General features: G+C 69.4%; 8 protein-coding genes. 4 read left to right on the top strand and 4 right to left on the bottom strand.

The window, feature by feature from the left end:
* Positions 1-4 precede the first annotated feature (4 nt).
* The 4 genes from HUA74_RS27280 to HUA74_RS45200 all read right to left on the bottom strand — a co-directional run bounded on the left by HUA74_RS27280 (position 5) and on the right by HUA74_RS45200 (position 4,062).
* The gene (locus tag HUA74_RS27280) at positions 5-1,852 is read right to left on the bottom strand and encodes a glycoside hydrolase family 15 protein (protein ID WP_174456903.1); all 1,848 of its coding nucleotides are present in this window, start codon (positions 1,850-1,852) and stop codon (positions 5-7) included.
* A gap of 211 nt (positions 1,853-2,063) precedes the next feature.
* Positions 2,064-2,633 (bottom strand): hypothetical protein, encoded by a 570-nt coding sequence (locus HUA74_RS27275; protein WP_141643094.1) that lies wholly within the window; start codon positions 2,631-2,633, stop codon positions 2,064-2,066.
* Positions 2,630-3,247, bottom strand: a complete 618-nt coding sequence (locus HUA74_RS27270) for a hypothetical protein (RefSeq protein WP_217439215.1) — start codon at positions 3,245-3,247, stop codon at positions 2,630-2,632. The genes HUA74_RS27275 and HUA74_RS27270 overlap by 4 nt, the downstream gene beginning before the upstream one ends.
* 125 nt (positions 3,248-3,372) lie before the next feature.
* The gene (locus HUA74_RS45200; RefSeq protein WP_217439214.1) at positions 3,373-4,062 is read right to left on the bottom strand and encodes a hypothetical protein; all 690 of its coding nucleotides are present in this window, start codon (positions 4,060-4,062) and stop codon (positions 3,373-3,375) included.
* 242 nt (positions 4,063-4,304) lie between these two features.
* Here HUA74_RS45200 and HUA74_RS27260 point away from each other — a divergent pair, with 242 nt between their 5' ends.
* The 4 genes from HUA74_RS27260 to HUA74_RS27245 are packed head-to-tail and all read left to right on the top strand — an operon-like array spanning position 4,305 to position 12,144.
* The gene (locus tag HUA74_RS27260) at positions 4,305-5,204 is read left to right on the top strand and encodes a DUF2135 domain-containing protein (protein ID WP_174456902.1); all 900 of its coding nucleotides are present in this window, start codon (positions 4,305-4,307) and stop codon (positions 5,202-5,204) included.
* A 33-nt stretch (positions 5,205-5,237) separates the two neighbouring features.
* Positions 5,238-5,816: a DUF1175 family protein gene (locus HUA74_RS27255; RefSeq protein WP_141643096.1), complete on the top strand. Its 579-nt coding sequence runs from the start codon at positions 5,238-5,240 to the stop codon at positions 5,814-5,816.
* On the top strand, positions 5,813-7,429 hold the full coding sequence (locus tag HUA74_RS27250) for a hypothetical protein (RefSeq protein ID WP_217443581.1): 1,617 nt from the start codon (positions 5,813-5,815) through the stop codon (positions 7,427-7,429). The genes HUA74_RS27255 and HUA74_RS27250 overlap by 4 nt, the downstream gene beginning before the upstream one ends.
* Complete coding sequence (locus HUA74_RS27245; RefSeq protein WP_174456900.1) at positions 7,426-12,144, top strand: alpha-2-macroglobulin; 4,719 nt, start codon at positions 7,426-7,428, stop codon at positions 12,142-12,144. Before HUA74_RS27250 ends, HUA74_RS27245 begins: the two co-directional genes overlap by 4 nt.
* Positions 12,145-12,146: the final 2 nt, after the last annotated feature.

Below are 12,146 nucleotides of genomic sequence, written 5' to 3'. Positions count from 1 at the left end.
CGGTCTACGAGTCCAGCGGGGGTTTGTATCCTTCAGCCAGGAGGTAGGCGCAGTTCACGAGCGTCAGGTGGCTGAACGCCTGGGGGAAGTTGCCGAACAGCCTGCGCTCCTTGGGCAGGTACTCCTCGGCGAGCAGGCCCACGTCGTTGCTGAGCGCCAAGAGCTTCTCGAAGAACCGCTGGGCGTCCTCTTGGCGCCCCATGAGGTGGTAGGTGTCCGCGAGCCAGAAGGAGCAGGCGAGGAACGCGCCCTCCTCACCTTCGAGCCCGTCCACGCTGTCCTCCGTCCGGTAGCGCAGCACCAGCCCGTCCGGCATCAGCTCCTGCTCGATGGCGAGCACCGTTCCCGCGACGCGAGGGTCGTCCGCCGGGAGGAACCCGCTGAGCGGGATGAAGAGCAGGCTCGCGTCCACTCCCTTCGAGCCGTAGTACTGGGTGAAGGTGTTGCGTTTGGCGTCGTAGCCCTTGCTGCACACCTCGTCGAAGATGGTCTGCCGCAGCTTCACCCACGGCGCCTTGTCCTCGCTCAAGCCGTACTCCTCAATCACTCGCACCCAGCGGTCCACGGCGGTCCATGCCGACACCTTGGAGGCGGTGAAGTCGTGCTTCGGACCGCGCATCTCCCAGATGCCATGGTCCGGATTTCTCCAGACCTCGGACACGCGCGTCGCGACGCTCTTGAGGGCCTTCCGGGCGCGCTCCGGCAACGTGCCCTTCAGCTTCGCGTGGAGGTAGAGCACCCCGGCGAACTCGCCGAGGATGTCGAGCTGGAACTGCGAGTAGGCCCCGTTGCCGATGCGCACGGGGCGGGCCCCCTCGTAGCCGTTCAGCCAGTCCAGCGAGACTTCGGTGAGGCGTCGCTCGCCCCGGATGCCGTACATGATTTGCAGCTGGGTCGGGGCGCCTCCAATGGCATTCACCATCCAGTTGCCGAAGGCCTCCGCCTCGTCGGTGAGGTTGCCGCGCATGAGCGCGTGCAGCGTCAGGACCGCGTCGCGAATCCAGCAGAAGCGATAGTCCCAGTTGCGCTCTCCGCCTGGAGTCTCCGGGAGTCCGAAGGTGGGCGCGGCGACGAGCGCACCCGTGGGTCGGAAGCTGCATGCCTTGAGGGTGATGAGGGAGCGGACGACCTCGTCCTGGTACTTCGCGGGCAGGCGGATCTTCGAGGCCCAGTCCTCCCAGAAGGCCTGCGTCTCCCGCAGGGCGGCCTCCGCGTCCAGCACGTCGGGGATGTCGCTGTAGGGGCGGCCCCAGGACAGCACGAAGGAAATCCGCTGGCCGGCGCGAACCGTGAACTCCGATTCGAACGGCGGGGGCGCCTCACCGGCTCCGCCTCGCAGGTAGAGGGCATCCGGGCCGGCGACGGCCGCGGAGGCACCGTCTCGCTTGCTGACCAGGGGCACGGTGTAGCCGTTGCCGAAACGGGGACGCAGATCGGAGCGCATCTTCACGGTGCCTCGGACTCCCTCCACCTGGCGCACCAGGTGCGGGCTGCCCTTCCGGATGGGCATGAAGTCCACGAGTCGCACCGCGCCTTCGTCCGTCACGAGCTCCGTTTCGACGATGAGCGTCTTGCCGCGGTAGCGGCGTTTCACCTCGCGCACGGGTGACGTCGGAGCCACCTTCCACCGCCCGTTGTCGGCGGTTCCCAGGAGCGAGGTGAAGCACGCGTCCGAGTCGAAGTCCGGGAGGCAGAGAAAGTCGATGGAGCCGTCCTTGGCCACGAGCGCGGCGGTGTACAGGTCGCCCAGGAGCGCATGGTCCTCGATGAGCAGGCCTGGTTCCGCCTGGGTCTCGCTGCCCCACCCGGTCCTCGGGGCCTCCCTCGTCTGCACGGTCTCTGTCGAAGCCATTTCATCCCCCCTGGGTATGTCTGTGCGTTGTGCGAGAAAGGTAGGCGCCGACACTTCGGATGCAATTCGAGCCCAGGGCTCGTCGTCGCGAAGCCCCAGCACGCGGGCGGCGGAGCGCTAGGGAGTTCGGGTCAGGCGTGCTGCGTGCAGCCCCGGAGCCTCGAAGAAGGACAGTGGCGACGAACGATGCGCGAGGTCTCAGCGCGAAGTCTCAGCGCGAAGTTCCCGCGTCGAGGACGCCGCCATCCAGCCATCGTGCCGGTGTCGTGTCGGAAGGCGCGCCCCAGGTCGAGCCGACAGGCGCGTCAACCGTCAAAGGTCCCGCGTCTTCGCGTGTGCCCGCGTCCAAGGACTCGAGGTCCATGCCGGAGCCGGGCTCTCCATCGAAGACGCGACGAAGGATGCGACCATCCACATGGACGGCATAGGCGGCGCCCGAGTCCAATGGAAGGACCTTGCCGTCACAGGCCGAGGGGTCCACGTCCATCCGGATGAAGATGATGTCGCCCTCCCGGATGAAGCGAAAGAGGCGAGCATCCTGTCGCTCCCAACAGTGTTTCCCCTGGTTCCCCGAGGGCAGGAAGTCGTTCGCCGCGAGCATCAGGGCCTTGAGCACCACGCCATCCAATTCGAGGGCGCTGCCGGAATCTTCCATCCCGCGCGCTGGCTGGGCGAAGAACTCCGGAAAGCGAAGAGCTGGGTCCACATCGATGGGGCGAGGGGGCATGGCTCGCGGACAACCCGCGACGAGCAGGAGCCATGGAACGAGCAATCGTCTCATCGGGCTTTCTCGAAGCAGGGGCTTCTCGTGGCGCGGAGCGTGAAGTCAGTGGCGTCTTCGTTCCAGGAGACGTGCGCGGTCTGTTCGCAGCTCCAGCGATTTCTTTCTCGAGTCCACTTCATGATGTGACCCGTCACGGGGACGTATTGGTGGAACCCGTCACAGGCGGGCTTCGAGAGGTCGTTCGCGAAGAACGCGACGATGGAGAGCCGAACGACGCCGTCCTTGGTCCGCGCCTCGAAGCCATGGGCGGAGCCTTGCTCCACGATGAAGCGGATGTCACCCCTGGACAGCGAGCTTCCGAACGGATGGTTGTGGAGCGCATAGATGTACTTGATGCTGTTTGGAGGGTAGCGCGAATCCTCGACGGTAGAGGGAAGCAGGCACGTCTTGAGTCGATGGAGTGGGTCTACCGCGGACTGGTTCGTGAGCTTGCTCACCATGTACTGGTCATCCGGCGTGTAATACACCCAGGCGCAGTACTCGCTCGACACGCGCCAGAACGTGCTGGCCTCCTGGTTGTCCGCGCGTCCCGCGCTCGCATGCGGTTTCGTGAGAATCCTTCCGCATGCCGCGAGCAGCGCATCTGAGTAGGACTCGAACGGTCCCAGCATGGGGCCAGGGAGCTTCTCGAGGATGGGTTGTCCTGGAGAGGGGCGGACGATGTCGGGGTCACTCGGACGCGCGGGTGCGCACGCGAGCGCGAGCACAGCCCCGGACTGGAGGGCGACGCGCGCCCTCACGAAGGCAATCCCCACACATCCATCGCGATGTCCGGCGGAGGTCGGTAGTCCTCGAGCCGAGGCATGGGCACGGGCTCGCCCGGTCCACCGGCGATGTCCTCGTACGTCAGCCAGCGTCCATCCGGCGCGGTGACGCGCGAGATGTAGTCCCACTCGCACGAGTCGTTGAAGATGACGAAGCACCACCCGTTGGAGCAGAGAATCGGCGTGTCGCCACCTCCGGAGTCCTCCACGAGCTGGAGCTGCCGCGTCGATATCGTGACCTCACCCCGCTCCAGCGCGTACAGCACCGCGAGCACCTCGTCCTCCGTCAGCTTGTGCTCGCTCGGCTGCTCCTGGAACTCCAGCCGGTTCCCGAACGGGTCCTCACCGTGGAACCGCCGCACCCCCGGCACCGCGAAATCCCACGTCACCGGACGCTTCGCCTCGTACATGCGCGAGGCCAGCGCATCCAGCGTCGCCACGCGGAAGGCCGGGTGCGCCTTCTTCGCCGGAAGAAACGGCTCCTCCACGCCGAGATGAAGCCCCCGCCCGTCCGGCAGCTCGAACCAGAGCCCGCCCCGCTTCGCGAGTTCTGGGGGTTTGGGAATCTCTCGCAGCCCGAGCAGGTCGCCGTAGAAAACACGGCCTCTTGCCTCCTCGCCTCGGGGCATCGCGAGCTGGATGTGATCGAGCCCTTGAATCATGTTCGCCGCTCCCCCTGTCGTGGCGCGTGAGTCTGCCGGGACTCCTGGTGCGGCAGAAGGGCCTCGTGCTGGCCCCAGCCACGTGTCCCCAGGCCCGCGCCTGGTGACACGCGTGGCCGTGATTCCACGGGGTTCCGCCCCTATTGACGATTGGCAGGCGACTTGAAATGGAAGGTGAAGCGGGCGCAGTGTGCCCATCACCGACGCCTTTGTCGGACCCCTTTCCCTTTCAAGGACGCGCGATGCTTCCCGTCATCCTCGCCCTGCTCCTGTCGCAGACTCCGCCCGCAGCCAACCCGCGCCAACAGGGCGTGCCCATCGGCAAGGGCAAGATACTGCCCACCGTGCGCCTCAGCGCGCCTTCCGGCGGTTGGACGGTGGACCGGATGCTGCTCATCGAGGGCACCGTCAGCGACCCCTCCATCGACCCCATCGTCGTGTCCCTCAACGGCGACCGCTACCTCATGCGCACCTTCAACGGGCGCTTCAGCCGCAAGTTCCCCGCGGCCAGCGGGAAGAACGTCGTCACGGTGATGGCCACGAATCAGGCCGGCACCGCGCGCACCCAGGCCACCAGCTACGCGCAGGTGCCGCCCGTCCCGTTCAAGGTCATCCTCACCAGCGACACCGACGGCGTGTACACGGACTTGCACGTCTACGAGCCCACCGACACCAGCGAGAAGGACGGCCAGCTCGCGGTCTCCTCCATGGCCCACGTGTACTGGGCGGACACCTCCAGCCCGTCCGGCGGAACCTTCTTCCTCAACTCGCAGGGCGGTGACTTCGACCAGCCCGCGTATGGCCCGTACCTCTACATCCACCGCGCGCCGCCCAAGGGCGTGTACCTGGTGGCGACCAACTACTGGCCCAGCGGCGACAAGGCCCACACCCTGGCCACGCTCAACCTCGCGCTCTTCGAGGGCACGCCGAACGAGGTCCGCCGCATGGTGCGCATCCCCCTGGCCACGCCCGGCACCACGCGCGTGCTCGCCTGGGTGAATGTCCTCGGCGACGGCCAGGCGGAGGTCTACGTCCCCTCGCAGGACCCGAAGCCCACGCGCAAGGGCTGGCCCACGAACCTGGACGCGGCCCTCAAGGAACTCCAGACGAATGGCGACGGCGGCGGCGAGGGCGACTACTGACGCGCGCTGTCTGACGCGCCCACGTCCACCGCCATGCTCGCCCTGTCCCTGCTCCTGCTGTTGGAGGCCGCCGCGCCCGCGCCCGAGTCGCGCGACGTGCTGCTGCGCCGGCAGGTGGCCCAGGTCGCGCTCGCGCAACTGAAGCAGCAGGACGCCTTGTGGCACCCGGACCAGCGCGACTGCGCGGGCCTCATCCGCTTCGCCTTCCGCACCGCCTACAAGCGCATCGCCCCGGAGCGCCTCGCCACGCCGCTGTGGACGGACGCGCGGGGCAAGCCCTCCGACTTCGCGGACGCGGAGACGTTGCTGCACCACAGCCTGGTGTTCCTGGGCCGTGACGAGGCCACGCGCGACGCGGTGCGCACCGGTGATGTGCTCGCGTTCCGCCAGGAGCAGGACTCAGGTCCCAACTTCCATCTCATGCTGGTGGTGCGCCCGGAGGACCGGGCCCATGCACCCGCGCGAGTCGTCTACCATCCGGGGGAGAAGGGCGCCGCCGTGCGCACCGGGCTCCTCCACAACCTCGCCGACGAGGCGCCACGAGAGTGGCGTCCGGTGCCCACCAACGGCGCCTTCCTCGGCTTCTTTCGTTTCAAGGAGTGGATGCCATGACATCTCCGTCGAGCCCTTCCCCGGGCACGCCGCCTCCGGCGAGCCCACCGCCTGGTCGCGGCGGTCCTCCCAAGGGCCTGTTGATTGGTGTGGGTGTTGTCGTCGTGGGCGCGGCGGTGGCGGGGGCCTTTGTCCTCGGCCGTCGCTCCAGCTCGTCCTCCGGCGGTGACGAGGGTCCCAGCACTCCGCTCATGAGCGGCGCGAGCACGAACCCTGTCGCGGCCGCGCAGGTGGAGGGATTGCCGGAGCCGACCACCGCGGAGCTGGAGGTGCCCGGTACTGTTGCTCCCCAGGCCGTCTGGTTGGACGTGCACCATCCGCCCAAGGTGCGTGACGCGCTGGCGCGCAACGCGTGGCTGCGCTCGCAGCTGTCGCAGCCGCTGGGGCAGGGCTTCGTGGGCGGCTGGGCCGCGTTCTTCGGCTCCACGGGCGAGGACCTGAAGGGCGACTTCAAGGGCGCGGTGCTGGACCTGCTGGTGGGCCGCGTGGGCAACACGCCGTTCCGCGTGGCGTGGTTCGCTGGTGATGCGCGCGCGAGCACGCCCGCGTTCATCGTTCCCAAGGCGACGAAGTCCGCGACGGCGGCCTTCAACGCGCTGGACGCGGTGGCGAGCCGAGGCACCCTCACGGCGAAGACGTGCCCGGGTGGCACGCCCACCGCCGTCGCCGAGGGGCTGGAGCTGAAGCGCTGGCTGGTGGCGGAGCAGACGCTGTGGGCGGGCAAGACGCCGGACCGTCTGGTCATGGCGCGCCACCCCGTCGCGGTGCTCCAGGGCCTGTGCGCCGAGGTGCCGGAGCTGAGCGCCGAGGACAACGTCGACGTGGAGCTGGGTTTCCAGCCCGAGTCGTTCGGCCGCGACGCGCAGCTGTTCGCGCACGTGCTGGGGCTGTCGCCGGACACGCGCCTCCAGTTCGGCGTGGAGGGTGACCGCCTGGTGGGCCGGGGCATCGCCGGCGAGCTGATGGAGGGCACCGTGCGCCTGGACAAGGCGGCGCTGTCCGACGAGCTGCTGAAGCTGGTGCCGGAGGAGACGCCGGTGCTGCTGGCCATGCAGCTGAAGCTGCCGGAGACGCTGTCGGCGGAGACGCTGAAGGCGTTCTGGAAGTCGGGCGGCGAGGGTGCGACGCGCACGCGGCAGGTGGCGGTGGTGTGGACGCCGCGCGGGGACTCGGCGCTGCCTCAGGAGGTGGCGGTGCTGTGGGGTCGGCCCGAGGATGGGACCGCGCTGGAGGGCTTCTTCTCCGGCGGCAGGCTGCGGCAGGCCACGCTGTGCAACCACGTGGTGCTGGCGTCGAGCGAGGCGGAGCTGAACGCGCTGCGCATGTCGTGCGCGGGCAGCAAGCCGAGCATGCTCGCCGCGCCGGGGCCGGTGCTGGCGGGGCTGCGTGAGCCGGGCTCGTTGGCTTTCGGGGTGAATCTGGGACGGCTGCTCAGCGGCCTCACCATGGACGGTTTCCTGTCCGAGTCCCGAGTGGGGCGCAACGCGCCGATTCCGAAGGCGGCGCCCCCTGAAATCGAAGCGGCGCGGCGCGACCTGGAGTCGCTGCCGTACCTGGGCCTGCGCGGCACCGTGCAGGGCGATTCGCTGGTTCCTGGAGGTTTCGGGTCATGAGGATGGTAGCTCGACTCGCGGTACTGACGGCGGTGGCGCTGTCCGGCGTGGCGATGGCCAAGCCGCTCTACATCACCGTGCCGCGCTCGTATGGCAGCGGCGAGCCGGTGGCGGTGGACGTGGCCTTCGAGGACAAGGGGCCGGTGGAGCTGCGCGTCCTCAAGCCCGACAACGTGGATGCGTTCATCCGCGCCCAGGGCGACCTGCGGCGCGCGTACCAGACGCCGCCGACGATGAACAACCCGGGCCGCGCGCTCAGCCGCGGCGTCAACGCGGTGGGCCTGCCGGGCCGGTGGTTGCTCGACGGGCTCAACCAGAACTTCCGCGAGGACATGCTGACCGTCCTGCCGCCCGCGCCCAACGTGCCCGGCTCCAACGAGCCGTTGGCCAAGGTGGCCGAGGGCGCCAAGAAGCTGGTGGGCGTGCCGCCGGGCTTCACCGTGACTCGCAGCCAGTGGCTCAACCTGGACCTGGGGGGCGCCGAGCGTGACTTCAACGTGCCCGGCTTCAACTCGAGCGGTGGCTACGGCTTCCAGGAGCGCCGCGTGCTGCTGGCGCCGCTGCCGGCCGGCACCTACGTCCTCCAACTGGTGCAGGGGCTCGTCGAAGGCCAGGTGGTGCTCGTCGTCAGTGACTTGACGGTGCAGCTGAAGCAGACGGATGGCGAGGTGCTGGTGCGCGTGGCCGGCAAGGACCAGAAGCCGGCGGTGGGCGCGCAGGTGCAGGTGTACCTGCCCAAGGGCAAGGGCCCCGCGGGGAAGACGGACGCCAAGGGCGAGGTGCGGCTGGACGTGACGGAGCCGCGCATCATCGCCACCGCGTCGGTGGGTGCCGACACGGCGATTGTCGACACGGACTTCTACTCCACGCTGGCGGTGGCGCCGGACGTGTTCATCTACAGCGACCGGCCCATCTACAAGCCGGGCCACGAGGTGAAGTTCCGCGGCGTGCTGCGCCAGCCGGACACCTTCCTGGCGCGCCTGTTCACGCCGAAGAAGAAGGACGTGACGGTGAAGCTCGTGTCCCAGGAGGGCCGCGCGCTCACCACGCGAGTGTCGGTGGACGAGTTCGGCGCCTTCCACGGCACGCTCAAGGTTCCTGACGACTTGGGCACGGGCGTGCTGCGTGTGGAGGCGGAGCTGGACGGTCAGCCGCACCAGGGCGAGGCGCGCGTGCAGGACTACGTGAAGCCGACCTTCTACCTGGAGGCGGAGCCCGAGTCGGAGACGGTGGTGCCCGGCCAGTCGCTGCGCGTGAAGGTTCGCGCGCGTCGCTACGCGGGCGGCGTGCCCGCTGGCGCGAAGTATGAGGTGTTCCTGTACCGCAGCCTGCTGGACGCGCCCGCGTGGGTGGATGACGCCGGCAAGGGTGGCCAGGGCAGCGACGTGACGTACGGCTCGCAGTCCAGCAACGAGGGCAAGCTGAGCGTGCCGGAGCGGCTGTACTCCTCCGTGGCGGAGCGCGGAGTGACCGAGGACCCGTGGGCCAGCGCCACCGGCTTCGACGCGAGCGGCGAGGCGGCGATTGAGGTCGCGGTGCCGGAGCTGAAGGCGGGGGAGGAGCGGCTGCCGTATCGCTACTCGCTCACCGTGCGCGCGCGGGATGACCAGGAGACGTTCGCCAACTCGACGACGTCGTTCTTCCTGTCGAAGGTGGAGGTGCTGGGCACGGCGCGCTACTCGGACGCGGTGGTGGCCAAGGGTGGCGAGGCGCTGCTGTCGGTGCGCGCGACGACGCTGTCGGGCAAGGCCTACGGCGTCACGCAGGGCGAGGTGGAGTTCGTGCTGCGCAAGGCGGACGGCGCGGAGAAGAGCCTGGGCAAGCGCTCGTTCACCACGGCGGCGGACGGGACGCACCGCGAGAAGGCGCCCACGTCGGATGTGGGCGCGGTGCTGGCGCGCGTGGTGGTGAAGGACAAGCGCGGCGAGACGTGGCAGGGCGAGGAGTCGCTGCTCGTCATCGGCTCGGCGGACGAGGCGGTGGCCCAGGTGCCCAACCTCACGCTGGCGTCGCTGTCGGGCACGCTGGAGCCGGGGGACTCGGCGCGGATGGTGGCGCTGATGCCGGATGGCTGGGGCGCGGGCGGCCGTGACGCGGGCCCGGTGTGGGTGACGCTGGCGGGCGCCAGCATTCATGACACGCAGGTGGTGGAGCTGACGGGCCGCACGCTGGTGCACAGCTTCAGCGTGGAGAAGCGGTTCGGCGGCGCGGTGTATGCGTCCGTGGCGTACCCCACGGCGACGGGCCGCTGGGAGGAGCGCACGGTGGCGTTCCGCGTGATTCCGCGCGAGCGCACGCTCACCGTGGAGCTGCAACCGCGTCGTGCCGAGGCCACGCCGCTGACCGAGCAGACCATCGACGTGCGTGTGGTGGACCACCAGGGCAAGGGTGTCGTCGCGCAGCTGTCGCTGGGCGTGGTGGACAAGGCCGTCTACGCCATCCAGTCCGAGTTCCGTCCCAAGGTGCTCGACTTCTTCTACCCGCCGACGCGCAACAACGTGTCCAACTTCTACTCCTCGGAGTTCCAGGGGTACGGGTACGGCGAGGCGCTGGCGCGGAAGATGGCGGGGCTGCCGGACCATGCCTTCGCGTCCATCAAGCCTCCCAGCCGTCAGGCCAAGGACATGGAGAAGGACACGGCGCACTGGGACCCGACGGTGGTGACGGACCGCGATGGCCGCGCCACGGTGCGCTTCACGCTGCCGTCCAACCAGACGTTGTGGGTGGTGACGGCGGTGGCGGCGGACACGTCCGGTCGCTTCGGCGAGGGGACGTCCGAGTTCGCCACGCGCGGCGGTCTCAACCTCTACGCGTCGCTGCCGCAGTTCCTGCGCGAGGGTGACGAGGCGCTGGCCTCCATCCGCCTGTCTGCGGGTGAGAAGTCGCCGGCCAGCCAGTTGCTGGAGGTGAAGCTCGCGTCGCTGGGTGCGCTGAAGGCGGACCAGTCGCAGCACAAGGTGGAGCTGGCGAAGGGCGGCGAGCAGGTGGTGCCGCTGACGCTGCGCGCTTCCTCGACGGGTGACGCGCAGCTCGCGGTGGACGTGTCCGGAGGCAAGGACCCGCTGAAGGACCGCAAGCTGTTCCAGGTGGAGCCGGCGGCGGTGGAAGACGTCGTCAAGGTGAGCGCCTGGGGCGGTGGCGCGCTGGAGGTGCCGGCGGCGAAGGAGGCGACGCTGACGCGCGTGGAGCTGGTGCTCCAGCCGTCCATCGTCGACGCGGCGCTGTCCAACGTGCGCGAGCTCCTGACGTACCCGTACGGGTGCCTGGAGCAGCTCGTGTCGACGACGGTGCCCAACGTGGCGGTGTACCAGGTGCTCCAGCAGGCGGGTGCGCTGGCGAAGCTGGACACGGACACGCAGGCGCTGCTCGCGGAGGCGCGCAGCCGTTCGGTGCAGGGCACCGCGCGCATCCTCAACCTGTCGGTGAAGGGCGGTGGCTTCACGTGGTTCGGTGGCTACAACACGCCGAGCCTGCCGCTGACGCTCATCGCGCTGGACGGTCTGGCGTACGCGGCGGAGGCGGGCCTGGTGGACCGCGCGGACCCGCGCCTGGTGGAGAGCGCGCGCTGGCTGGAGGCGCAGGAGGGCCTGCCGCCCGAGTACGAGGCCACGCGGGCCTACGTGCTGGCGCGGCTGGAGGGGCCGAAGCAGGCGGCGCGTGTGCGTGCGCTGGTGGAGGCTTCCGAGTCCGGTGAGCTGTACCCGCTGGCGCTGGCGGTGCTCGCGGCGGAGAAGGCGGGCGTCATCAAGGAGCCGGCGCTCCAGGCTCGCATCAACGCGCTGGTGAAGCGCAGCTCGGAGGGCTTCACCACGTTGGCCGCGTACAAGCCGGGCCAGGAGCTGGAGATGTCGGAGGCGTTCTTCCGCTTCCCGCTGCGGCGCGTGGGCATGACGGCGATTGCCGCGCACGCGGCGTCGTTCGGCACGCTGGATGTCACCCGCGCTCGCAAGCGCATCCTGGAGATGCTGTCGGAGCCGGACCTGTCGACGTTCGACCGGAGCACCGCGCTCCTGCACTCGCTGTGGCTGCTGGAGCGCGACGCGAAGGCGTTCAAGGGCATGACGCCCCCAGAGGTGAAGGGCATCCAGGGCGGGGTGAAGTTCTCGCCGCGCGGCATGGGGCTCGTCGCGACGCTGGCTCCGGGGACGCGCACGGTGGACGTGGGCGGCTTCGACGGCGTGGCGACGTTGCAGGCCACCGCGCTCACGCCGCTGTCCGCGGTGCGTGCGCAGGCGGAGGGCATGTCGATTTCGCGTGCGTACTACGCGCTGCGCGAGGGCGGGAAGGTGAAGCTCGGCGCGGGGGACACGGTGTCCCAGGGCGAAGAGGTCTACGTGGAGCTGACGATGGACGCGCGCGGGAGCAACAAGGTGCGTTCGGCGTACTACGTGGTGGAGGACGCGGTGCCCGCGGGCTTCGTGGCGCTCCAGGAGGACAAGGCGTTCCGCGGTCCTCCGCACTCGCTGCCGCTGGTGCCGGAGGCGCTCAAGCGCCGGGTGCTGAGCCCGGAGCGGGCGACGTTCTTCTTCGAGGAGCCGGCGTGGTGGAGCGACAGCCCGCGCACGGTGGGCTACGTGCTGCGCGCGCAGTTCCCCGGCACGTTCTCCGCGCCTCCCGCGAGCATCGAGGACATGTACGCCGCGAGCATCCACGGCCGCACGGCCGCGGACTCGCTGAAGGTGGTGCCGTCGAAGAAGGGCACGGGAGACCTGTAGTC

This window comes from Myxococcus sp. CA051A (genome assembly GCF_013336705.1).
Lineage (GTDB): Bacteria > Myxococcota > Myxococcia > Myxococcales > Myxococcaceae > Myxococcus > Myxococcus llanfairpwllgwyngyllgogerychwyrndrobwllllantysiliogogogochensis.
Note: the sequence above shows the minus strand (reverse complement) of the source record. Positions and strands in the feature narration are given on the sequence as shown.